The organism is Paraburkholderia sp. USG1 (genome assembly GCF_031570135.1).
GTDB lineage: Bacteria > Pseudomonadota > Gammaproteobacteria > Burkholderiales > Burkholderiaceae > Paraburkholderia > Paraburkholderia dioscoreae.
Map to the genome: position 1 here is coordinate 60,615 of NZ_JAMWXW010000023.1, position 22,853 is coordinate 83,467.

Annotated in this window: 19 protein-coding genes; 3 read left to right on the forward strand and 16 right to left on the reverse strand. The window is 61.1% G+C overall.

Annotated elements, in window-relative coordinates; translation table 11 throughout:
• Positions 1-165 precede the first annotated feature (165 nt).
• The 10 genes from NE850_RS26900 to NE850_RS26945 form a co-directional block, all read right to left on the reverse strand.
• On the reverse strand, positions 166-1,215 hold the full coding sequence (locus NE850_RS26900) for a porin (RefSeq protein WP_007176420.1): 1,050 nt from the start codon (positions 1,213-1,215) through the stop codon (positions 166-168).
• Positions 1,216-1,744: 529 nt separating this feature from the next.
• Complete coding sequence (locus NE850_RS26905) at positions 1,745-2,869, reverse strand: FtsX-like permease family protein (protein WP_035517070.1); 1,125 nt, start codon at positions 2,867-2,869, stop codon at positions 1,745-1,747.
• 14 nt (positions 2,870-2,883) lie between these two features.
• Positions 2,884-4,407 carry an efflux transporter outer membrane subunit gene (locus NE850_RS26910; RefSeq protein ID WP_310699613.1) on the reverse strand — a complete coding sequence of 508 codons (1,524 nt, stop codon included), beginning with the start codon at positions 4,405-4,407 and terminating at the stop codon, positions 2,884-2,886.
• Complete coding sequence (locus NE850_RS26915) at positions 4,407-5,492, reverse strand: HlyD family secretion protein (RefSeq protein ID WP_007176417.1); 1,086 nt, start codon at positions 5,490-5,492, stop codon at positions 4,407-4,409. The genes NE850_RS26910 and NE850_RS26915 overlap by 1 nt, the downstream gene beginning before the upstream one ends.
• Positions 5,489-6,196, reverse strand: a complete 708-nt coding sequence (locus NE850_RS26920; protein ID WP_007176416.1) for an ABC transporter ATP-binding protein — start codon at positions 6,194-6,196, stop codon at positions 5,489-5,491. The genes NE850_RS26915 and NE850_RS26920 overlap by 4 nt, the downstream gene beginning before the upstream one ends.
• 158 nt (positions 6,197-6,354) lie before the next feature.
• Positions 6,355-6,801, reverse strand: coding sequence for a hypothetical protein (locus NE850_RS26925; protein ID WP_232064309.1), 447 nt, complete (start codon positions 6,799-6,801; stop codon positions 6,355-6,357).
• A gap of 123 nt (positions 6,802-6,924) precedes the next feature.
• Positions 6,925-9,231 carry a glycosyl hydrolase family 65 protein gene (locus NE850_RS26930; RefSeq protein ID WP_310699614.1) on the reverse strand — a complete coding sequence of 769 codons (2,307 nt, stop codon included), beginning with the start codon at positions 9,229-9,231 and terminating at the stop codon, positions 6,925-6,927.
• Positions 9,218-10,012, reverse strand: a complete 795-nt coding sequence (locus tag NE850_RS26935) for an HAD family phosphatase (RefSeq protein ID WP_197740271.1) — start codon at positions 10,010-10,012, stop codon at positions 9,218-9,220. The genes NE850_RS26930 and NE850_RS26935 overlap by 14 nt, the downstream gene beginning before the upstream one ends.
• Before the next feature lie 3 nt (positions 10,013-10,015).
• Entirely contained in the window at positions 10,016-11,398 is a 1,383-nt protein-coding gene (locus NE850_RS26940; protein WP_007176412.1) for an NAD-dependent succinate-semialdehyde dehydrogenase, read from the reverse strand.
• A 113-nt stretch (positions 11,399-11,511) separates the two neighbouring features.
• A complete protein-coding gene (locus NE850_RS26945) occupies positions 11,512-11,793 on the reverse strand; it encodes a hypothetical protein (protein ID WP_007176411.1) in 282 nt (93 codons plus the stop codon).
• A 574-nt stretch (positions 11,794-12,367) separates the two neighbouring features.
• On the opposite strand from NE850_RS26945, the gene NE850_RS26950 reads away from it, so the two are divergent.
• Positions 12,368-13,597 carry a porin gene (locus NE850_RS26950; RefSeq protein WP_165187922.1) on the forward strand — a complete coding sequence of 410 codons (1,230 nt, stop codon included), beginning with the start codon at positions 12,368-12,370 and terminating at the stop codon, positions 13,595-13,597.
• A 91-nt stretch (positions 13,598-13,688) separates the two neighbouring features.
• Here the strand turns inward: NE850_RS26950 and NE850_RS26955 are convergent, their stop codons facing one another.
• From NE850_RS26955 to NE850_RS26980, 6 genes are all read right to left on the reverse strand, one after another.
• Positions 13,689-14,444, reverse strand: coding sequence for a FadR/GntR family transcriptional regulator (locus NE850_RS26955; RefSeq protein ID WP_165187920.1), 756 nt, complete (start codon positions 14,442-14,444; stop codon positions 13,689-13,691).
• A 78-nt stretch (positions 14,445-14,522) separates the two neighbouring features.
• Positions 14,523-14,981, reverse strand: coding sequence for an OB-fold domain-containing protein (locus NE850_RS26960; RefSeq protein WP_310699615.1), 459 nt, complete (start codon positions 14,979-14,981; stop codon positions 14,523-14,525).
• Positions 14,978-16,159, reverse strand: coding sequence for a thiolase C-terminal domain-containing protein (locus tag NE850_RS26965; RefSeq protein ID WP_165187916.1), 1,182 nt, complete (start codon positions 16,157-16,159; stop codon positions 14,978-14,980). The genes NE850_RS26960 and NE850_RS26965 overlap by 4 nt, the downstream gene beginning before the upstream one ends.
• Positions 16,156-17,463: a CaiB/BaiF CoA-transferase family protein gene (locus NE850_RS26970; RefSeq protein WP_165187914.1), complete on the reverse strand. Its 1,308-nt coding sequence runs from the start codon at positions 17,461-17,463 to the stop codon at positions 16,156-16,158. Before NE850_RS26970 ends, NE850_RS26965 begins: the two co-directional genes overlap by 4 nt.
• Before the next feature lie 62 nt (positions 17,464-17,525).
• A complete protein-coding gene (locus tag NE850_RS26975) occupies positions 17,526-18,488 on the reverse strand; it encodes a PDR/VanB family oxidoreductase (protein WP_165187912.1) in 963 nt (320 codons plus the stop codon).
• A gap of 26 nt (positions 18,489-18,514) precedes the next feature.
• Complete coding sequence (locus NE850_RS26980; RefSeq protein ID WP_165187910.1) at positions 18,515-19,837, reverse strand: Rieske 2Fe-2S domain-containing protein; 1,323 nt, start codon at positions 19,835-19,837, stop codon at positions 18,515-18,517.
• Positions 19,838-20,158: 321 nt separating this feature from the next.
• Here NE850_RS26980 and NE850_RS26985 point away from each other — a divergent pair, with 321 nt between their 5' ends.
• Together NE850_RS26985 and NE850_RS26990 are read left to right on the forward strand one after the other, a co-directional pair.
• On the forward strand, positions 20,159-21,502 hold the full coding sequence (locus NE850_RS26985) for an MFS transporter (RefSeq protein ID WP_165187908.1): 1,344 nt from the start codon (positions 20,159-20,161) through the stop codon (positions 21,500-21,502).
• A gap of 11 nt (positions 21,503-21,513) precedes the next feature.
• Positions 21,514-22,608, forward strand: a complete 1,095-nt coding sequence (locus NE850_RS26990) for a CaiB/BaiF CoA-transferase family protein (protein ID WP_310699616.1) — start codon at positions 21,514-21,516, stop codon at positions 22,606-22,608.
• The last annotated feature ends 245 nt before the right edge of the window (positions 22,609-22,853 follow it).

Genomic DNA, 22,853 nt, shown 5'->3' on the forward strand with positions numbered 1-22,853 from the left:
GCTCACAGGGATCCGTGTGGGCAGGTGATGAGTTAACTTAGAACAGCCATTAAAAAAATGCACGTAAAAAAAGGTGACTTCTGAGCTGTTCAGCGATATGTCACGCCGCTCCCGGGCCTCTCCCGCATGACATATCCGCATGGCGTTCACTGCGCCTTCGTGCCGTCAGAACGAATGCAGTATGCCGAGCTGCGCGCCCGTCACGCCTTCTCCGCGCGTCGGCGTGTTCGGCGTGATGGGCCCGTTGGCGATCAGCGCATAGGTCGCGCCGTGGCGGTTCACGAGCCGTTCAAACGTTCCATAGACCAGCGTCCGCTTGCTGAAACTGTAGAACGCGCCAACGCTTACTTCTCCCGCATTGTTGTCCTGCCCTGAACTATCCTGCGCGTAACCGACGCCGGCCGCGAGCCGTAGCGCCGGTGTGACGTTGTAGGTCGTCGATAGCGAATAGACGCTGTGATATTTGCCTTGGACATTGGTTGAAATATTCGAGCCGAGGTTGTTGCCGCGGTAATAGCCGAAATAACCCGTCAAGCTGCCGAACTGATAACTACCGCCGGCGAACGTCGTCTTCGTAATGTTTTTCCCGTTCGCGCCATTCTGTTCCGCGTGGCTGACGCCGAGGTATAGCGGGCCGCGCTGATAATCGATCGAGCCCACGTAGGCGTTCAAAGCGTCGTGCGGCGACGTCTGACCGCCCAGGCTCGCACCCGCGGAGAACGTGAATCCCGCGATGTTCGGCGACCAGTACGTGATCATGTTGTCGTAACGGAACGAGAACGTCGACGCGTTGTGAAGAAACGAGCCGTACGTACCGCCGGAGAACGCGTCGAACTTGCTATGCATCAGCAGCAGCACCGAGTTCTGGCGTCCGAAACGGAATTCGCCATACGGCGTACCGAGACCGACCCACGCACTGCGGCTGAAAGCGAGCGTGGAATCCGTCGCCGCGCCGGAGTTCGTGAGAATTCCGTTCTCGAGATCGAAGGTCGCACGCAAGCCGCCGCCGAGATCTTCACTTCCTCTGATCCCCACGCGGCTTGCCGACAGACCGCCGCTCTGCATCGCGGTCTGCGCGCCCTTGCCCCCTGCGTTCGTATAACCGAGGTACGTATCGAGAATGCCGTACAGCGTGACCTCGGCCCGGGCCGGCGTCACTGTCACGGTGCCAAGTGCAACGAGTGCTGCAGAACATGCCAAAGCCATCTTGCGCATTTCAGATTCCCGTTTCGGTAAATGATTAATGTCGGATTACTAAGCATCTCAGCGTGAGCCGCTTTGTCGATTTATTTCCTGGACGAGGCGCGCAAGAAACGCATCCTGGTGAGATGCTCACAATCAACCAGTAAGCGCTCGACGATTGACTTTAGAACGACAAAAAAGAGAAGCACAACAAATATTTCTGGACATCTCAAGCGTGAGATGCTTACGCACGGGCCGCGCGTTGCCGGTCTGGGCTCGTTATTTTTTCAGCGCGGTGTCGCGGAGAGAGGCTTGCTGACGGAAATTTGGCGGCATGGGAAGACCGCCGCGCGGAGTTGGTACCGGGCGATCTATTCCGTGAATATTGCCTAAGAGCGCGGGATGCGCGATTTGGAAAGGGCAATCATTGGGCCGCGCGGCGCGACGGTGCCGTATCGGATTCGGCTCCTCGACACGCAGTTATGTACCGGTTGCAGCAACGCCTGAAGCGCGCCGTCCCGGAGCCGACAACAATCCGCTACTACGCTCAGACGCCGCGCGGCTATCCTCTGAAAATATCGAACGGCTCGATCTTTAGCACCTTGCGTACGCCGATGTAACTGGAGATTCCCGCAATCAGCACGACCATGCCGAACGCCAGAGCAAGATTCCAGAAGGTCGTAATTGCCGCGTAGTTGGGCAGCAGGCTTTTGGCAATCGAAATCACCAGCGTCACGAGACCGATCCCGAGTCCATAACCCGTGAGTGCAGTAAAGGTCGCCATGAAAAGGATCATGTAGACCAGCTCGCGCCCCTTTGCACCGATAGCCTTGAGCGCACCGAATTTATCCAGGTTTTCGAGGATGAATGTGTAGAACGTCTGGCCCGAAATAGATAGCCCAACTATGAAGCTGATAATGGTCATCAACAGGATGTTGGTTCCAATACCCGTTTTGTAGGTGTAGTAGTCGGCGATCCGCTCGTTGAATTCATTCTTGGTCAAGGCCAGATACCCTAAATTTTCGACCTGCCGTTTGATACCGGCAATGGCTGCGTCATTCTTCGCCTGCACCAGGATATAGGAAATAGTGAATCTCGTTCCCGGAATGTACTGGATCGCCCGGTTGTAGGTCGTATAGAGCGTCGGCACACCGTTCAGCCCATTTGCGGCAACCCTGGCCGTGCCGACAATGACGCCGCGATGGTCGTTGATTTCGAACGTCGTGCCGATCTTCGGATTTTCCAGCTTCGAAAATTCAGAGTCGTCGACCACCAGGAAGGCGTCGTCGGCATAGATATCGAGAATGTTTCCCTGCTCCATTTGTGGACGGCCAAACAGGCTCGCGTCGTCCAGCCCGACTACGTTGACCGATTGATAAGTGCCGTCCGCCAGCTTCACCTGTGCGCCACCAATGAACAACGGCACGGCGTAGCTAACGCCGTCCATACTGATCACCGCGTCCAGCAGGTAGTCCGGCAGCGGAAAGGACGTGGTCGGCGTATTGACGGCCGGGTCCATGATCCACATTGTCGCGCCGATATTGGTGACAGTCGAATAGGCGCGGTTCAGGATCCCGGCGAACATTGCCGTCATCTGCGCCATCAGAAACACGGCAAAGGTAATGCCGATCAGCAACGCGGAGAACTTCGCCTTGTCGTTGACCAGCAGCTTGAATCCGATGCGCATGATGCCGCTGTATTTCACGGAGCGTCCCCTTTGCTGACCGAAGCTTGCACATTCCACCAGCCTCCGCCCAGTGCGACGAACAATGCTACGGTATCCTGATATCGCTGTGCGACTGCCTGGAAGTACGCGATAGTTGCCTGATGAAATTGAACGTCGGCAACCAGCACATCCAGATATCTCACCATGCCGGCGCGGTAATTTAATTGCAGGAGATGCAACGCAATGTCCGCATCCCGTCTCGCTTCAACCTGGGCTTGCAGAGCCTGCGCGTCATGGTCGAGTGCATTCAGTGCGTCGGCAACCTGGGCGAACGCGGTGAGAACCGTCTGCCGATAGTTCGCCTGCGCCTGCTGGAACGCGTCGATTGCCGCCTTACGGCCATACCATAGGCTGCCGCCTTGAAACAGCGGAAGCGTGATAGAAGGACCAATGCTCCAGAATCGGAAACTGTCCGCCGAGAGATTGCCAAAACTCGTCCCCCCCGCACCGTAGGTACCGTTCAGGGCGATGCTCGGGAACATGGCCGCTGTCGCCACGCCGATGTTCGCACTGGCGATATGCAATGCGGCTTCAGCAGAGAGGATATCGGGACGCTGGCGTACCAGGTCCGACGGCAGGCTTATTGGAAGATCCGTTGGAAGCGCGAGCGAACTCAGGTCGATCTCCGGCAATCTCGCCTCGGAGGGCAGCAATCCCTCCAGCGTTGCAAGCAGATGCTCGGTCTGACTGATCTTCTGTTGCAGCGGTGCGATTAACGCCTGGTTGCCGGCAATCAGACTGCGAACGCTCAATACGTTGGCGTAAGCTGCCGTGCCTGAGCGCACTTGCGCTTCGGTAGCAGCAAGTTGCTGCTTCTCCAGCTCAATCAGCTGTTCGGTCGCAACGAGCTCGGCGGCATAAGCAGCCCGCGCTATCGTGGTATTGACCACGTTAGCGGACAAGGTTACATACGCGGCTTTCTCCGCATAGCGCTGATAGTCGGCTTGCGCGCGCAATCCTTCCACCGTGCGACGCTTGCCACCGAATACGTCGAGTAAATAGCTTACGCTGCCACTCGCGGTGATCAGGTTGAAGATGCTTCCTGGTGTCTGCAGACCGTTTCTCAAAGGCGCGGAGCGCGCGCGGGTGGCATCGAATTCCGCGCCGATTTGCGGGAAAAATACGCCATAGCCCGCCCGAAGATTGTCCTGACTCGCCCGCAAACTCGCTTCCGACGCGGCCAGCGTCGGATTGTTTTCCATTGCCTGCTGAACGATCGTGTTCAGTTGATCGGATTTGAAAAGCGTCCACCAGTCGGCGGGAATCTCCGCGCCGCGTGTGAAGCTTTGAGCTTCGTTATCCGCGGCGACAGTCGACGCCGACAGCTGTTCGCGCGTGTAATCATTCCCGGCCGGCGGCGTGGGACGCACGAAATCAGGACCCACGGAACAAGCCCCAAGCACTGCCACCGCGATTGCAGCGACAGACAACCCGCCAGCAATGCGCGGCCGTACGTGCTGCGCAAGGCATTCGCCCTCTTCGCCGTCGCGCGTGGCCATTATTTCGACCCTATGAATACATCGACCAGCAGACCCGGATAAACCATTGGCAGGTCCTGCTTCCTGAAGCGGAAGATAACCGGGAGTACTCTCAGGTCCACCTTCTCCTGGCGTTGATTCGACAACTCGATCTTGGGTGAAACATAAGGTTGCACACGGACGAATTCGAGCGGCACCTTGACGTTGGTGCCACGAATCGACAACTGCGCCTGGATGTGTGCCGGTGCAGGCAGTCTCGAAACGAGTATCTCGTCGACGTAGCAGCGAACCGCCAGATAATCCTGAGAGGCCCCCATGACCACGAGCGGATCGAATCCCTGCGTGTAGGCATCGTAGACACCTTGCGACGAAACGTAACTGCCGGATGTCCCGTTGATCGCCAGCACCACACCGTCTGCCTGCGCTTTGAGCGAATACTTTTGCAGCAGCGCGCTGGCGGCTTTGTATGCCTGGGTGAGTGCCTCGTACTGCTTCTGCTGATTGTTTATGTCGTAACTCCACGCACCCGCCCGGGTCAACTCATATTGCCTTTGCGCGACGTCCAATCCCGCCTCGGCCTGCGCGACGGCGTCCCGTGCTGTATCGACTACGTCCTTGCTGATCGATCTCTGGTCCAAATCGTAAGACGCTCGACGCTTCTCATACTGATCACGCGCTGCCTTGAGGTTGGACTGAGCCTGCTCGACCTGAGCCCTGGTGACCGCAAGCGTCTCCTTGCGCGGCTCTGCCTTGAGTTCCTGCAAGACCGTCAGTGCCGCTTCGGACTGTGCGCGTAGTTGCGCGGTGGTCGCCCTTTGCACCGAATCGTCGATAGTTATCAGCGGAGTGCCGGCCGCCACATGGTCGCCTTCATGCACCAGCACCTGGGTGATCGGGCCGGACACCTCAGGGTAGATATTGATGTTCTCGCCGCCGCGCTGTTCGCTTTCGACAATACCGTCCGCGTAAATCGCCGTCACGTAGGGGTTGCTGACCGGTGCAAATGCCGGGGGCTCGGCCTTACGCTCGATTCCGAACAGGTACGCGCCAACCAGCCCGGCCACAATGCCGATGATCGAAAGGGCGAAGATGAGCTTGTTTCTCACTCGGTCCCCTTGTCGAGTCCAGTGATGCGACCGTCTTCCATATGGATGATCCGGTCGGCATACTCGTTGATCCGGGCGTCGTGGGTCACGATCACAATGCACCGGCTCTGGTTGAGTATCTTCTCCTTGACGAAGGAGATGATCATCTTTCCGGTATCGCCATCGAGCGAGGCGGTCGGCTCGTCGAGAATCAGGATCTGTGGGCCACTCACAATGGCGCGCGCAATCGCCACGCGCTGCTGCTCGCCCCCTGAGAGCTTTACTGGGAGAATTTCACTGCGCTCCTTCAGTCCGACAACCTCAAGACATTTTCTGGCCGCGACGATCGATTCATCCCAGTCGAGGTGTTTGAGGATCAACGGAATGGCAACGTTCTCGGCGCTCGTCAGGCGGGGAAACAGATGATAGTCCTGAAACACAAAGCCAATCGTATTGAGACGAAAGTCCGCCAGTTGATCGTTGGTGAGTTGCCATATGTCGCGGCCATTGACTTTCACGCTGCCAGCGTTGGGCCGCAAGATGCCCGAAATCATGCTTAGAAGCGTGGTCTTGCCGCTCCCGGACGGGCCCACAATGAACAGCATCTCGCCAAAGTGGGCGATGAACTCGACCTCACTCACAGCAGTCATTCGCGTCGCACCATCGCCGAACCACTTGGTCAGCCCCGTTGCGAAGATCGCCTCAATTTTTCCTTCATCAGGCATTCTTTTTCTCAGTTGAAAGCTTGCTCGTGGAAACCGGGTGCTAAGGATGTGGTTCGATCGGCATTAACCGCGTTGCGGCAAACAGCAAGGCAAGCGCTGTCCAACGCTCGCGGGCGTCAGTCACAAGGCCTGCATCGTGGATGACGACGGCGTTCACCTCAATGCCCGTTGCAGAAAACCGCGGTGAGGAGAAAGGGAACCACTTCCCGGATGCCTGCGTCGCTCCCGGACTGTCGTGCGAGGGCCTCCACTGACTCGGCGGCACCGGTTACCACCACGCCGTACGTCGGTGCCGCAATCGGATCACCGCTTCCCTGTTTGAACATCGGATCGCCCTGCGCATAACCGAAGACTGCATAGACATGAAATCCGAATGCCGTCAGGTCACCGCCATGAACCGGCCGGAACGCGTTGACGGAGTTCGCTTCAATCCGCATGGGGGTTGGATCGATAGATTGATCGTCCAGCAATGATGTGATAAATCCGTGCGCGCTCGATTTGCAGTCGAGTTGCGGGTCGATTGCATGGGCGTGACCCGGGACCGGAGAAATCATCCCGGCTAACCACACAAACACGCCCAGAGTTCGGAATACAGAATTTTTCATCTTGCCCACGCGGAAATGGTATGACACGTCACACATTCGCATGTCTGCCGCCGGAAGTCGGTACGGTGGCCGCGTGTCCGCACAGCGGTCAGTTTCCACTCTGTCACCGCAATTGCCCATACTTCAGGCAACACCTGCCTGCGTTTTACTATTCACGACCAGCGGCTCCGCACTGCTTAGCGCGAACAGTTCACCATTGATGGCCAGCTTCAGCGGATCACCCGTTTCCAGCGTTACACGTACCCCGGCACTCGCGTCACTTATCTCGATCCTCAGATGACGGCCGCGCCATTGCATCGGGAAGGAAAGGCTCTTCCACGCCGCGGGCAACGCCGGGGCGAGACATAGATGATCACCGGCAAAGGACACACCGGCAAAGCCAAGAACCGCTATCATCCAGATGCCACCGAGGCTTGCAATGTGCACACCGCCTTCCGTGGCCACATGTGTATCGTCGAGATCGATGGCGGAGGTCTGGCGAAAGAAATCGAGCGCGACTTCGGACTGGCCCAGTCTGGCCGCGACTATGCCGTGCATGGCGCGACTCAAGGAACTGCCATGACCACAACGCGACGCATAGTATTCGAAGTTCGCCGCAGCGGAGCCGCGAGGAAACTCCTCCGGCAGCAGCGCCAGCAGCGCTACCACGTCTGCCTGCTTGACGATCCGGGACCGCTGGATACGCTCGCGGCCAAGCACGACGTCGATTGGAACCGACCGGCCGGCATAGGCGGCGATATCGATGTCTTCAAGCGTAAAAAATCCGGCGAACTGCTCGAACAGACCCGTGTTCGAATCGAAGCCTGTGGCAATCGTCTCTGCAACCCTGCCCCACCGCTGCAACTCGGCCTCGTCGATTTTCAGTTGACCCGACAGGCGTCGCCAACTTTCCGGCCAACTCGTACGCAGCAATGCCGCCGTTTCGATAGCGCGCCGGATGTTCCAGCGTGCCATCACGTTCGTAAAGGCGTTGTCGTCGATCGACTCGTGATATTCATCCGGTCCGATCACGCCACGGATATGACAACGGCCATCGGACTCCAGCTTTGCACGGCTTGCCCAGAAACGGGCGGTCTCCAGAAGAATCTCGGCGCCGGCCTCGCGAAGGAACGCATCATCTCCAGTCGCATGCCAGTATTGCCAGACAGCGTACGCAACGTCCGCGCTGATGTGTTGTTCCTGCTTGCCGCAGTTGACATCCACGAGTTTCCGATCCGGGCCGACGACCTGAAGGGGGCACGTCTCCGCGCCGGTATCGGCCGATTCCCAGGCATACAACGCCCCCTGCCAGCCCATTGACGCTGCTTTCTGCCGGGCTCCGGCGAGCGTATTGAAGCGGTACATCAGCAATGCTCGTGCCGCCTCAGGCCACGTCAACGTGTAGAACGGCAGCAGATAGATTTCCGTGTCCCAGAAGACGTGACCGTGATAGTCGTCGCCCGTCAGCGCCTTTGCAGCGATTGAAACGTGTTCGTCTGCAGGATTGGCCGCGCCGTTCAGATGGTAGAGCGCAAATCTTAGAGCCCGTTGTGCGGACGGATCGCCCTCGACTTCGACCTCGCTGCATGCCCAACGGTCTTGCCATGCCCTCTCGTGCACCGCCACCAGAGCCGGCCAACCGAGGGTTTGCGCGGACGCCAGGGCTTCCTGTGCAGCACGAGCCGGATCGATATCATCCTTGCCCGCGCGAGTCATGGCCACCATTCGCGTGAGACATATCACCTGCCCCGGCGTCGACGTCCACTTCCACGACCATTGCGACAGGCCGCATACGGTAAAAGGAATGAGCTGCCGGTCGATCTGCAGCGTTACTGCAGCGGCGACTGCGAGCCGGGTACCGGAAGACCGCGTGCGCCACACGCTGAGGCCATGCTCCGAGCGCTCCGATAACAGACCGACATCCACCGCATCGATCGATGCTTCGAGCGTCACCTCAATCGCACCCTGCTCCATCTCCAGCAGAATGATTTGCATACCGATCGCGCGCTGGCTGAGAGAAGCCATATGGAAACTGCGCATCTTCACGCCGAAAGCGGACTCGTTCGACAGGTCTCCTTTGCCGATCACCACGCCCCGGCGCATGTCGAGAATCCTCTCCTGGCGCGCTTCGTCATCGACGTGATGTATGAGAGGCTCTCCTTGCAGGAGAATGCGGACCTTCAGCCAATCGGGCGCCACGGCGAGTTTGGGGATGCCGGGTTCCTCACCGGCTGTATCGAACACGCCGGCAACGAGTGTACGCGAGGTGGCCGCCCAGCGGCCGCCACGGTGTATCGCGCGCACGCCTCGCACACCGAAAAAGCCATTGCTGATTGCGAAGCGCGCGGCGCGGCTACGTTCAAGCAAAGGGTCGTAGCCGCCTTCCCGCGCGATCCAGCTCGAATCGGCGGTCGGGCACATCAACCGGTCCCACTGTTCAGGACTGTTCATAAATCCGCCGCCAGAGTTTTCCACGAGACAGTTGATCGAGATCCACTTCGTCCAGAGTGGTCACGACCAGATTGGCTCCGGCCTCCCAGAGCGAGTTCGCGTCATCCAGCCGCGCAACCCCGAGTGCCGTCATTCCGCCTGCACGGGCAGCCTCGATACCCGCCGGTGAATCTTCGACCACGAAGCAGTTCGCGGGCGCGGCGGGCAACTCCGCGGCAGCGAGCAGGAATATCGCCGGATCCGGCTTGCCGGCGGGCAAATCCCGGCCGCAGACATTGGCGCCGAATACATCGAAGAGACTGTGATGGTCATCGAGCCGGATGCCCCGCATCATGTCGTTGGCGTTTTTCGAGGATGACGCGACGGCAATCGCAAAGCCGAGCCTTCGCACCGCATTGACGAAGCGAAGTGCGTCGGCGAAAGCGGACACGGCTCCTGCGCCGATGAGCGCCTCCAGCCGCCTCTGCTTGCTCTCTGCGTAAGCTTCGGCACGTTGTGCGGCGTTCGGCACGCCGAGCGTTTGCAGCGCGGCAAGCGCGCCGCTCAGCCGTGGCTTGCCGGCCACCTGGGACTGGTACATCGCCGTGGTGAACCTTTGTTCGTCGGCGAAGCCCCTGAGCGCTTCGCGCCAGGCACGTTCGTGAGGAGACGCAAGCAGCACGCCGTCGACATCGAAAATGCCGGCGGAGAGCGTGCCGTGAGGGTCCGGCGCGGGGGCCTGGGCTTCTCGATCTGTCATGCGTGGCATCTCTCCAGAATAATGGGGGCGGCCGCCCCCCATCGCTCACACCGGCGCGTTGAGATGCGCGGTGCGAACCAGCTTCTTGTTGACGAACTCCTGGATGCCCATGTTGCCCAGCTCGCGTCCGTAGCCCGAGTCCTTGATCCCACCGAACGGCAGTTCCGCATCGGACCAGTCGATGTTGTTGATGAACATCATTCCCGTATCGACGCTGCTCGCAACCCGCTTGCCGCGCACGATGTCTTCTGTGAAGACGGAGCCGCCCAAACCGAAGTCGGAATCGTTCGCCAGGGCAATCGCCGCGGCTTCGTCCTTCACACGGAAGAACGACACGACCGGGCCAAAAAACTCGTCGCGGAAAGCGGGGTTGTCCGGTTTGATATCAGTCAGAATGGTGATTTCCATAAACGAGCCGGGGCGATCGATCCGCTTGCCGCCCATCAACAGCGTGGCGCCGTTCGCCACCGCATCGTCGACCTGCTTGAGCAGTTGAAGAAGCGCTGCTTCGCTAGAGAGCGGACCCTGTGTCGTCTTTTCATCCATCGGATCGCCCGGCCTGAGTTCCGACAACGCCGCCTTGAATTTCTCGAGGAACCTGTCAGCAATCGAATCGAGAACGATAAAGCGCTTCGCTGCACAGCAGGTCTGGCCGCCGTTATACATGCGTCCCCACACTGCCCACGGAATCGTCTTTTCGAGGTCGGCGTCATCCAGCACGATGAATGCATCGCTGCCGCCCAATTCCATCGAGGTTTTCTTGAGGTTCTGCCCGGCTCGCGCGGCGACGCTTTTGCCGGCCGCGACGCTACCGGTCAGTGCCACGCCCTTGATACGCGGATCGTCGATCACACGCTCGGCCTGCTCATGCGAGATTAGCAGGTTGGTATAAGCGCCTTTGGGTGCACCCGCATCGATCAGTAGCTTTTCGAATGCAATCGCGCATTGCGGCACACAGGCCGCGTGCTTGACCACGAGGACATTGCCGGCCATCAATTGCGGGCCCGCGACTCGCGCCAACTGGTAATACGGGAAATTCCACGGCTCCACGCAGAAGAGTACGCCGAACGGGCTGCTTTCCATGTGGGCTTCGCCAACCTTCGGCTCCAGCCTGACCGGAGCAAGAAACGCTTCAGCATGCTTCGCGTAGTAGGCAAGAATATCGGCGCTGAAATTGACCTCGCCTCGCGCTTCATTGATACGCTTGCCCATTTCCAGCGTCGCCAGCTTCGCGAATTCATCCACATGAGTGCGCAGCAAGGCGGCCGCTTTGTTAAGGATCTCGGCGCGCTGAGCGTAGGTGGTCTGCTTCCACGTCTGGGAACAAGCCTGAGCGCTCGCGAGAGACTGTTCGAGCTGCGCGTCGGTCAATTGATCGAAGCGCTTCAGGGTCTCGCCACTGTTCGGGTTGATGCTTGCGTATGCCATGTTCTTGTCTTCCAGGGTGAGTGTTCATGACTTGACGGCGCCGGGGGGCATTTGAATCGTTCAGGCCCGGCCGACGTTGACAGGTGCAGGTGCATTACGATGCCGCGCGGGCATCAACTATGCGCAAGCGAGTCGCCCAGCAACTCGTCACGCTCGGCCGAATCGGATAGAAGGAACTCCTTTCTCGCCTCGTCAACCACTTTCCGGACGTATTCGCCATATCCGGCGCCGCCGAATTCCTCCATGTCCCAATTGCGGGCATGGACATCGAGCGAATGAGATTTCGGCATTGGAATGGCAATCCCGGCCAGACCCGCCGGCGTGGACGGGCCTCGCAGCAGGCGTTGCTGAACTTCCTGCCGGATCTGTTCGCGGCTAAGGACTTTCTTCGACATGATGGGGCTCCGGAAAGGCGAACATGCGCTGGACGCGGATGTCGGTTGGAAATCGGCTCACAAGGGAGTTTCAGCGCACGCCGTGGTGGCCTGCGCAGACTGGCTACTCTGCGCAGAGTCGAATCCGGTTATCCACCCGCTCCTGCGACATGTTCTTCGCCGGATCGCCGACTCCCGGTCGCGCAATAAATCGTGACCGTTCCGAATCAATATCGCACGCTGCGATTCGGCCTCTTGACCCACGTCAATTGATCCTGCTTTCCTCGCCAGGAGCGGTTGGCGATTCGGAATTCGGCGCGCTCGCAGGCTCTTCAACCCGGAAGAACTGGTGCCGGGAGTCAGTCATCCGTCAGGAATAAATCGAGCACGAAAGCCGCCCGGGTTTCGCAAGCTAAAGCGCACGCCGTACGCCGACATCACCCACCAGGGTTGTCCTCAGGATTGACAGCACGAATCGTGCATCGCTACGATTGGCCCCACCACTTATGGTGGGCCAATTTGATGGAGCCAATTTGACTTCATCCACTGAAAGCCATTCGCAAATACGACATTCGATCGGAAATCCGGAGACACAATGAAGAAACCCATGCTGGTAGCGATAGCGATCGCCGGCACGGCCGCTTCCGCGGCTAACGCGCAAAGTTCAGTAACGCTGTACGGCCTGATCGACCAGGGGTTCAACTACGTCAGTAACGTGCAGACGGGCCGCGCCGGCGGTGCGCTCGCCGGCAAACACCAATATGCGATGTCGGACGGCGCAACGGGCATCGGCGGCAGTCGCTGGGGCCTGCGTGGGAGCGAAGATCTGGGCGGCGGCCTACGCGCGATCTTCACGTTGGAAAACGGCTTCAACATCAACACCGGCGGTCTCGCGCAGGGCGGCCTCGAGTTTGGCCGCCAGGCCTATGTGGGCCTCGCCAATCCATTCGGGCAGGTGACTTTCGGGCGGCAATACAGCATCGTCAGCGACATGCTCGCGCCGCTTTCAGAAGCCGGAGAAGTGCCCGGCCACATGGGCGCGAACCCCGACGATTTCGACGATCTCGGCCACTCCATCCGCATCAACAACGCGGTCAAATTCAGAAGCACGCCGTATGCGGGCATGACGCTGGGCGGCATGTATGCGGTGGGCGGCGTGGCTGGTGCGACGGTCCGCAACCAGGTGTGGGCGCTCGCCGCGTCGTACGCGAATGGACCGTTTGCCGCGGCCGCGGGCTACCTGAATGCACGCGACCCGAATCTGTCGTACTTCGGCACGAACGGCAATTCGGGCGGCAACACGGCCAATAACCTCGGCTCATTCGGCTCGGCTACCGCCGGTCAGTCAAATCCGATCTATGCGGGCTTTGCATCCGCCGCCACGCTGCAACTGCTGATCGCAGGCGCGAAGTATCACCTCGGCCCGGCAAGCATCGGCGCGACCTTTTCGCATGCGGGCTTCGGCGGCCTAGGCGACACCAGCGCTGGACCGAACACCTTGCACTATGCGGGCAGCGCTGTTTTCAACAACGGCGAAGTCAACGCGAGTTACGCATTCACGCCCGCCTTCAGCGTGAACGCTGCGTACAGCTACACGCGTAAAGCGAGCGTCGGCGCATATGACGGCGCGACCTATCGCCAGGGGACGCTGTCGACCGCGTACTTCCTGTCGAAGCGCACCGAGTTGTATGCTCTCGCCATCTATCAGAAAGCAGGCGGGACGGATTCTCTCGGCCAGGCAGCGGTCGCGTCGATCACGCAATTGACGCCATCGGCGACCGATCATCAGTTGCTTGTGCGTCTCGGCATAGTGCACACGTTCTGATTGGCGAAGACAGGCGCATCCACGAAAAAAGCCGGCTCCCCGTTGAGCCGGCTTTGTTCGCTTCGTGGGGCGCATATTGCCCGCGTGCCATTTACTTCGTCTTGCCCGTCCGTTTTGTCCCTGAAGCCGGCTCTTCGCCGAGAATCTCGTTCCACGCCTCCACGGCGCGCGAGAAATGCGTCTCCATCAATGCAGTGGCTTTCTTCACGTCGCGCTTCTTCACTGCTTCGTAGAGCTTTGCGTGCTGAACTGCCGAGATCTCACCGCGCTCGGGGTCGGCGAACAGCGCAAAGCGGCGGCTTTCCGAAATCCGGTAGAACGAATTGAGTAGCCGCACCAGCACCTCGTTGTGGGTGCAGCGCGCAAGAGCCATGTGGAATGCCGTGTCCTGCACCGAGATGTTGCCCTTGTTCGACAGCACCGCCTGGGTCGCGTCGATTACCGATGCGAGACTGTCCAGATCTCCTTCAGTGCGGCGTTCGCACGCCAGTTGTACTGCGCGCATCTCTAACGCCCAGCGGACCTCCAGCGTCTCCTTGACCTCTTTCATGGACGGCTCCGAGCCCATCTCCGTCAGCAGCACGATGGTCTCGAAGCTGCTGTCCGTAGACATGCGGCGCAGATAGATGCCAGAGTTCGGACGTGATTCGATGACCCGCAGCGCGCTCAGCGTGGAGAGCGCTTCGCGCAACGCGTTGCGACCCACGCCAAAGCGCTCCGCCAGCGCGCGCTCGGACGGCAACCGCTCGCCGCTTTCGTAGCCGCGCTCCTTGAAGAACGCCAGCATCTTGCCGACGAGCTCCGAGCGTGAAGTCGATTCGCGTGTAGCGGGAGGCGTTAATTGCATAAGGCTGAGAAGAAGAAAGTCGCAAGGACGGTAGCTGACGATTATACAGACAGCCCCCGCCCAAACCTCTCGGTACTTTCACGTCGAAAGCCGCCATTGCAGCAGACTGTAAGGCGTCGCGACGTCGGCATGATGTTCGAACACGCCAGTCACCGCAGCGCCCATTTCGATCTGCTGACGGGGATCGCCGAGCAGGTTGCCGAGCATGCGCACATGCCCCGCGTGCGGCAATTCCACCAGCACCACGAGATACGGTGTCGCTTGAGCGAGCGCCGGGTGCGACGGGTGCCAGACGCGCTCCCAGCTGAAGATGCGGCCGCGCGGCGCCACTTCATGCCACGCGGGATCGAAGGTACGGCACCCGTGGCAGACCCACTCCGGCCCGAATTGCCAGGTGTGACAGTGCGCACAACGCTGCACGCGCAACTTTTCTTCCCGCAGACCCGCCCAATATGGCGCGGATAAGCCGTCCGGTTCGGGCACCGGGGCGGGAAGCCCGACGGGCAGATATGTCGACGAAGCGGATGAATCCGTCATAACGTTGCCTCCGATCCGAACAGCAGGCTGCTTGCCGGCGTCACCATCGGGCCGCCGATTACCAGCGCCACGTCATGCCGCGCCGCCTGACTGGTCGACTCGCCGCGCACCTGGCGCGCCGCTTCTATCACCAGCTCGAAGCCGTGCACGTAGCATTCGCCAAGATTGCCGCCGCTCGTGTTGAGCGGCAGCTTGCCCGACGGCGCGACGAGATTCTCCGGCGTTAAAAAATCGTTGGCTTCTTCCGGATGGAAAAACCCGTGCTCGCTCAGCGCCATCGCCACGCCTCCGGTGAAGTTCTCATAGCTCTGCACCACGCCGACGTCCGCGGGCGACACGCGCGCCATCCGGTACAAATCGCTTGAAACGCCGCTATAGTTGGCACTCGCGTAATGGGGCGCGTTGTGCGGCGAGGCGGCCGCTCGCCAGTCACCGCCACTCGCCGCGCCAAGCAGATACACCGGCCAATGTGGAAAGTCTTTCGCGCGTTCTGCGGCCACCAGCAGCAACGCGCCCGCGCCGTCATTCTCCATGCAGCAATCGAACAGACGAAACGGCTCGACGATCCAGCGCGATGCGTCGTACGCTTCGGCGGAAAGCGGTTTGCCGTGCATCACCGCGCGCGGATTGGCCTGCGCGTGCTGATAGGACGCGAGCGCGATCGCGCGCAGCGCTTCGCGGCGCACGCCGTGTTCGTGCATGAAACGCTGCACCTTCATCGCGAACTTCTGTGGCGGCGCAAGTACGCCATACGGCATCTGATATGCCATATCGCCGGAGATGGTCGCGCGCGGCGCCGCCTGGCCGAAGCGGCCGAACTGCCCCTGCGCGAGCCCGCGATAGACCAGCACGCACTGCGCCATGCCGCTCATGATCGCGGCCGCACCGTTGGCTACCGCGGCGGCACAGCCGCCGCCTCCGCCGCCCCACTGCATCGTCGTGGAGCGCAAGCGTTTCACGCCGAGCGCCGTGGCTATGCGCACCGCGTCGTTGCGATCGTCGGCGAACGAGGCGAAGCCGTCGATGTCCGCCGGGTCGATATCCGCATCGCGGCACGCCGCCAGCACCGCCTTGAGCAGAAGCTTGAATTCCGGGTCCGGCGCGCGGCCGGCACGGTAGTATTCGCTCTCGCCGACGCCCACTACCGCGACCTGCCCGCGCAGCGTGCGCTCCGTCATGACGTGGAGACCTCGGCACCGCCTGCGGCTGCGACCACCTGATTGCAGCTATACACCGCGCCGCCTTGCAACAGCGCATCCGCACCTTCGCCGGAGTACCCCAGCACCTCAGTCAGAATCGAGCGACTGTGTTCACCGACGCGCGGCGCGGGCGACGGATCGTCGATCGGCGTCTCGCTGAAGCGGAACGGCAGATTGATATTCGGCAGCCAGCCGAGCTCCGCATGTTCAAGACGGCTTACGAGCTTGCGCTCGCGTGCTTCCGGCGAACGCAGCGCCTCGCCGACCGTACGTACTTCGCCGCACGGGATCGACGCGGCCCGCATGCGTTGCTGCCAATGTGCCCAGGGGTGGCGAATGAACGCTTCGTCGAGGATACGAAACAGTTCGTCGCGCCGCGCGATGCGGCCGTTGCGATCGGCAAGCACCGGGTCGGCGGCCAGTTCAGGCATCTCCAGCACCTGGTTGGCGAGCCGATGGAAGATCTTGTCGTTACCGCAATTGATATAGAACGCTTTGTCCGCCGCTTTGAAAACTCCCGACGGACACGTATCGGGACTCGTGTTGCCGTGGCGGCGCGGCTCCTCGCCGGTGAACAGATGCTGCACCGTCGCGTAGCCGGTCATCAGCACAGCGTTGTCGAACAACGAAACCTCGACAGCCTGGCCCTTGCCGGTACGTTCGCGTGCAACCAGCGCGCCGAGCATGGCGTTGCTCGCCATCATTGCCGTGCTGATGTCCATTACCGGCGACAGCGCACGCACGCCAAGGCGATCCGGATAGCCGTTCATCGATACGAATCCGCTTTCGGCCTGCGCGATCGGGTCGAATCCCAGCCGGTCCGCGAACGCACCTTCGCGTCCATAAGCGGAGACCGAGCAGTAGATTACCTGCGGATTCAGCTCGCGGCATGCTTCGTAGCTCAGACCGAGACGCTCCATCACGCCGGTCGAAAAATTCTCCGCGACGATGTCCGCGGTCGCGACCAGTTCACGCGCAATGCGCTGCCCCTCCCCCGATTTCAGATCGAGCGCAATGCTGCGCTTGTTGCGATTCGCCCAGAGATAGGGGCCGCCGATGCTGGCGTCCTCGGGATGAGCCGGCGGATAATAACGGAACTCGTCGCCGCGCCCCGGCGCTTCGATCTTGATGACCTCCGCGCCCATGTCGGCCAGCATCATCGTCGCGAACGGCCCGGCGATAAAGTGAGTGAAGTCGACCACGCGAATGCCGGCGAGCGCCTTGGGCGCATTGGCGGGACGCGGCTCGTGCTCGGGAAATTCGTCGACCAGTCTGGAAAGCATGAAGTCTCCTCGTCGATGCGCGCGGCGCACCTTCTATCAGTGATTCGTGTTCGGTTTGAAGATCAGAGATCGAGCACCAACGTCGGCGACAACGACCCCGAACAGCACACCATCACCGCACGGTTCCCCGCCTTCTCCTCGTCGGTCAGATAATCGTCGCGATGATCGGGCACGCCGTCGATCACGCCCGTGCGGCAAGTGCCGCATACGCCGGCCGAGCAGGCGTACTGAACGTCGACACCGTGATCCAGCAGCGTGTCGAGGATCGTCTTGCCTGGCGCTACCGGGATACGTCTGCCGTCGCGCCGGAGCACCACGTCGAAGCCGCCGCCCGTCGCCGATTCGTTTGCGGCCGCGAAACGTTCGAAGTGCACCTGTGTGCGAGGCCGTGACGCGCATGCGTCGATAAACGCGTCGACCATGCCGCGCGGTCCGCAGCAATACAGGTGAGCGTCCACGGGCGCGCGTTCCACCACACGCCGCAAGTCGAGCCGCCCACCTTCACTTTCCAGATGCATGGTGATTCGCGAGCCGGCCTCGTCGATCTGCGCGAGATCGTCTGCATAAGCCGCACGTGAGCGCTCGCGCGCGGCATAGTGCAGTTGCCACGACGCGCCGGTGCGCTCGAGACGCCTGATCATCGAAACGATCGGCGTGATGCCGATGCCGCCGCAAATGAACACCGATTCCCGTGCTGCTTCGCACAGCGGAAAGTCGTTCATCGGTGCGCCGATCGTGAAGCGGTCTCCGACCCGCGGCGTGCGGTGCATCCATGCGGAGCCGCCGCGACCGGCCGCCTCGCGCTGCACGGCAATGACATAACGGTGGCGCTCATGAGGATCGTTGACCAGCGAATAGCTGCGCACACGGTCCTCGGGCAAATAGAGGTCGATGTGCGCGCCGGCTTCGAAGGCCGGCAAAACGGGCGTGTCGATGGGCCGGAATTCGTAGGACGCCACGTCGTCCGCTTCCAGACGGATCTGCGTAAGACGGACGTCGATGCGATCGGCGTTGTGCTGGGACATGATGTCGAACTCTCGCAGGCGGCCGCTCAGGGCGTGTAGCCGAAATCGGCGCCGAGTCGCGCGCGCATGTGTTCAGCGCCGTCGCTTTGCCACGGCGCGCCCGCAGGCAACGTCAACGACACGGCACGCACCATCCAGAGATCCGGGTCGTCCACCCGCACCGGCGACACACGTTCGGATGCCAACTTGCGCACGTTTTCGAGCAGCAGGCGCCGGGTCATCGCCACACCCGTATCGCTGATGCCGAGATTTTCCTTGCGGCGGTCGTAGATCGGCGCAACGCCCGACTGGCATGCGGCGTCCTGCACCCACAAGCCCGGCAGGCCCGAGAACCAGGTTTTTGTCTGCGCGTCGTAGTTGAACTGGAAAGCCGATTCGAGGTTGAACCGGGTCCAGTACTTCGCATACGGCTGCGTGACCGGTCGCGGCGCGAACGCATGCGCACTCGCGTGGCCGGTCTCGCGTCCCGCATGGCCGTCTTCGAACAGCTTGCGGGTTTTCTCGTAGAGCGGCGCGGCCGGCGTGTACGAGAACATCAGGCACAGTGTGTTCTCGTCGTCGATCGGCACCCATGCGTGGCCGCTCAGTTCCGGATACTTCGATTGCGGCGGCACGAGCGTGTAGAACGGAAACAGGAACTGGTTGACGCGCCAGTAGTGATGACTGTCGTCGAGTACCCGGCGCGACGCGATGCTGATGCCGAAATCGCGCCGCTGGCACTCGAACACAGGACGCAGGTCGCGCTTGGCGGTCCATTCGTTGATCGCGCCTTGCGAGTCGATGCGGCCGTGCAGGATCGGCGCGTGCGCCGAATCGATCTCGCCTTCCACCGCCTGCAGCCAGTTGCATTCCTGCACGCGGAAGCTGAAGTGCACGTTCTCCAGCGGCACCATGTTCCATTCGAGATTCGGCAGCGGCGGCAGCGTGTCCGCATCGGCCTCACCCATGTATGCCCAAACGATGCCGTTGCGCTCACGGCACGGATAGCTCCTGATCCGCACCTTGTCCTTGAGCCGGCTCTCCGCGGGCTCGGCGGGCGTATCGATCACCTGCCCATCCACGCCGAACTGCCAGCCGTGGTAGACGCAGCGCAATCCGCAGTTCTCGTTGCGGCCGAACACGAGCGGCGCGCCGCGATGCGGGCAGACATGATCGACAAGACCGACCCGCCCTTCGCTGTCGCGAAACGCAATCAGATCTTCACCTAGCAGACGCACGCGCTGCGGCTGGCCGTCGACGGTCAGATCCGACGACGGCAGGAACGGCAGCCAGTAAAGGCGCATGAATTGTCCGGTCGGCGTGCCGGGGCCGACACGCACCAAGGTCTCGTTGTCTTCGTGGGAAAGCATGACCGTCTCCATTGATAGCAAAATTGGTGGGACCAATTATATAAAGAATTCGGGAGTGGTCAACCGGGAATTTTTTCGATGGAGACGTTTTTGCAACCTTTGGCGGTATCCTGCCGGGGTTCATAGAAAATCATAAAACCCGCTCAAATAACTGTTTCTAATGCACTTTATCTTATTAACCACGGAGCTTTTCCGACTTCTCCGGCTGCGTCGCGCAGGCTTTCAGGGATTTCCCGGGCTTTGACGTTTTGCGTAGTCATTTTATAGTGAGCCCACCAAATTGGTCCCTCCAAACGAGGAACATAACAAGAGGAGATGAACATGAGCCTGTCGTCCCAATCCCCTATCGCGCCCTCGGCGCCAGGGGTTGCCGCCCTGGCGGACGCCGCCGATGTCGACGGCACCCGGGTGGTGTCGCGCGTCGGGCGACGCTTGATGTGGTATCTGATTGCGCTTTACGTGGTATCGGTGCTGGATCGCGGCAACCTCAGCTTCGCGTCGTTCTCGATGAACAAGGAACTGGGGCTCACGCCTCAAATGTATGCCGTCGGTGTCGGCATCCTGTTTCTCGGCTACTCGCTGTTCGAAGTCCCCAGTAACCTGGCGCTCGCCAGGTTCGGCGCGCGCATCACGCTCACGCGAATCGCGATGCTGTTCGGCCTGGTGACCATGTCGATGGCGTTCGTCACCGGACCGCGCAGTTTCTATACGGTGCGCGCGCTTCTCGGCATTGCCGAGGCCGGACTGACCCCTGGCGTCTTTCTGTTTCTGAGCTACTGGATTCCGCAGCAGCATCGCGCTCGCTACAACGCGATGTTTTCCTACTCGATCCCGGCCGCGTACGTGGTCTCGTCGCTCGTGTCCGGCGCGATCATGCAACTCGACGGCGCATGGGGCGTACCGGGCTGGAAATGGCTATTCCTGCTGGAAGGATTGCCCGCCGTGATGCTCGGCATCTTCGGCGCGTTCTATCTGACCGACAGGCCGCATCAGGCGAAGTGGCTCTCGAGCGACGAGAAGAGGTGGCTCGCGAAACAGCTCGAGAGCGGCGACGCACCGTCCGCTCACGGTGTACCCGAAGGCGTCGTGACGCTGCTGCGTCGCCCAGAGATGTGGGTGCTGACGCTAGGATATGTCGGCATCTTCTCCGGCAACGCGACGGTCGGCGCGTGGCTTCCCCAGATATTGCATCACACGGGCGTGCCGCTCAGCATCATCGGCTTCGTCACCGCACTGCCGCCGCTCGCAGGCATAGTGGGCATGACGTTCCTGTCGCGCCGCTCGGACCGCAGCAAGGAGCGCGTGCTGCACACTGTGGCCGCCATGCTGATCGCCGCGGCCGGCTACACCACCGTCGCCATGTCGGGCACGCTCGCCGTCGCGCTGTTCGGTTTCGCGTTGGCCAATATCGGTGTGTACGCGTCACTGGCGATCTTCTGGTCGATCCCGCAAACGTATCTGCCTGCCAGGGCCAAACCCGCCGTGATCGCGATCATCAGTTCGTTCGGTGCAATCCTGGGTGGCTGGGTCGTTCCAATGATGATCGGCCGCGTGCAGCAGCAGGCGCACAGCCTCGCCGCCGGCATGATCGTGGTGGCAATTCTCTTCGTGCTGTCGTCGGTGTGCGTATTCTTTGCCGGCCGGCGTCTCGCCTCCCATGCATGACAGGAGTAGCGATGAAACGAGGCCCTCTCTCCGGCGTGCGCGTGATCGAGTTCAGCGCGCTCGGTCCCGTACCCTTCTGTGCGATGCTGCTCGCCGACATGGGCGCGGACATCGTGCGGATTGCCCGTCCGGGCACCCGCACCGATGCCGATGACTTCATGCAACGCGGACGCCGTATCGTGCCGCTCGATCTGAAGTCCCCGGCGGACCGCCATACCGCGCTTGAACTTGTCGGACATGCCGACATCGTGCTCGAAGGCAGCCGTCCCGGCGTGATGGAAAAGCTCGGGCTCGGCCCCGACGTTTGCCTCGCGCGCAATCCGCGCCTGGTGTTCGGGCGGATGACGGGCTGGGGCCAGACTGGCCCGCTCGCCGCCACTGCCGGGCACGACATCAATTACATCGCGCTTGCCGGCGCACTGGATGCAATCGGCCCGGCGAATGGCGCGCCGGTGCCACCGCTTAACCTCCTCGGCGACTATGGTGGCGGCGCAATGTTTCTCGCGTTCGGCGCACTCTGCGCGTTGTGGGAAGCGCGCAATAGCGGCGAGGGCCAGGTGATCGACGCGGCAATGGTCGACGGTACGGCCACGTTGATGTCGCTGTTCTGCAAGCTGAGCGGGCTGGGCCAGTGGAACGACTCGCGCGGCACCAATTTGCTCGACGGTGGAGCGCCGTGGTATGACACGTATCGGACTCAGGATAATCGCTATGTCGCTGTAGGGGCGATCGAAGAACCGTTCTGGCAACTGCTGCTGACGCAGCTCGAAATTCCATCCGACAGTCTGCCGCCGCGATCCGACAAGACGGGCTGGCCGGTGATCCGCGCTGCGCTGGCAGAGCGTTTTTCGAGCCTCCCGCGCGACGCGTGGGCCGCGCATTTCCGCAATTCCGATGCATGCGTGAGTCCGGTTCTCAGCTTGCATGAAGCGGCAAGGCACGAGCATATGGCCGCGCGCCGAAGCTATGGGGTCGACAGCGATATGCTGCGACCGGCGCCGGCGCCGCGCTTGAGCCGGACACCGGCGATCCCGGCGGGGATATCCGAGGTCAGCAGCGCCGATCTGGTACTTGAAGGGTGGCGAGGCGGAATGGCAAAGCGCTGAGTACTTTCGGAAGACACACGCCGCCACTCCGGTGCGATATCCACCGCTTCGGGGTGCCCATCGTGTCGGGCGTGTCGCTTCCCGCATTCTGCGCAGCCGGTGGAACACCTGCGACGTCAAACCATACTGAATTGGAAAGTTATCCGAAGCTATTATCGATAGGGATACGATGCGGGCCGTCGCAGTGGCCCGCGAGCGCCTGTCAAAATCGCGCCTGACCTCGCTGGCGGCCGCCTGTTGCGGCA

What these genes read in the sequence shown, in the direction of transcription:
- NE850_RS26935 (WP_197740271.1), bottom strand. Translation starts at nt 10,012, where the DNA reads ATGGGGGGCGGCCGCCCCCATTATTCTGGAGAGATGCCACGCATGACA.
- NE850_RS26970 (WP_165187914.1), bottom strand. Translation starts at nt 17,463, where the DNA reads ATGCTTTCCAGACTGGTCGACGAATTTCCCGAGCACGAGCCGCGTCCC.
- NE850_RS26980 (WP_165187910.1), bottom strand. Translation starts at nt 19,837, where the DNA reads ATGCTTTCCCACGAAGACAACGAGACCTTGGTGCGTGTCGGCCCCGGC.
- NE850_RS26920 (WP_007176416.1), bottom strand. Translation starts at nt 6,196, where the DNA reads ATGCCTGATGAAGGAAAAATTGAGGCGATCTTCGCAACGGGGCTGACC.
- NE850_RS26985 (WP_165187908.1), top strand. Translation starts at nt 20,159, where the DNA reads ATGAGCCTGTCGTCCCAATCCCCTATCGCGCCCTCGGCGCCAGGGGTT.
- NE850_RS26940 (WP_007176412.1), bottom strand. Translation starts at nt 11,398, where the DNA reads ATGGCATACGCAAGCATCAACCCGAACAGTGGCGAGACCCTGAAGCGC.
- NE850_RS26900 (WP_007176420.1), bottom strand. Translation starts at nt 1,215, where the DNA reads ATGCGCAAGATGGCTTTGGCATGTTCTGCAGCACTCGTTGCACTTGGC.
- NE850_RS26910 (WP_310699613.1), bottom strand. Translation starts at nt 4,407, where the DNA reads ATGGCCACGCGCGACGGCGAAGAGGGCGAATGCCTTGCGCAGCACGTA.
- NE850_RS26950 (WP_165187922.1), top strand. Translation starts at nt 12,368, where the DNA reads ATGAAGAAACCCATGCTGGTAGCGATAGCGATCGCCGGCACGGCCGCT.
- NE850_RS26925 (WP_232064309.1), bottom strand. Translation starts at nt 6,801, where the DNA reads ATGAAAAATTCTGTATTCCGAACTCTGGGCGTGTTTGTGTGGTTAGCC.
- NE850_RS26965 (WP_165187916.1), bottom strand. Translation starts at nt 16,159, where the DNA reads ATGACGGAGCGCACGCTGCGCGGGCAGGTCGCGGTAGTGGGCGTCGGC.
- NE850_RS26945 (WP_007176411.1), bottom strand. Translation starts at nt 11,793, where the DNA reads ATGTCGAAGAAAGTCCTTAGCCGCGAACAGATCCGGCAGGAAGTTCAG.
- NE850_RS26990 (WP_310699616.1), top strand. Translation starts at nt 21,514, where the DNA reads ATGAAACGAGGCCCTCTCTCCGGCGTGCGCGTGATCGAGTTCAGCGCG.
- NE850_RS26930 (WP_310699614.1), bottom strand. Translation starts at nt 9,231, where the DNA reads ATGAACAGTCCTGAACAGTGGGACCGGTTGATGTGCCCGACCGCCGAT.
- NE850_RS26960 (WP_310699615.1), bottom strand. Translation starts at nt 14,981, where the DNA reads ATGACGGATTCATCCGCTTCGTCGACATATCTGCCCGTCGGGCTTCCC.
- NE850_RS26905 (WP_035517070.1), bottom strand. Translation starts at nt 2,869, where the DNA reads ATGCGCATCGGATTCAAGCTGCTGGTCAACGACAAGGCGAAGTTCTCC.
- NE850_RS26975 (WP_165187912.1), bottom strand. Translation starts at nt 18,488, where the DNA reads ATGTCCCAGCACAACGCCGATCGCATCGACGTCCGTCTTACGCAGATC.
- NE850_RS26955 (WP_165187920.1), bottom strand. Translation starts at nt 14,444, where the DNA reads ATGCAATTAACGCCTCCCGCTACACGCGAATCGACTTCACGCTCGGAG.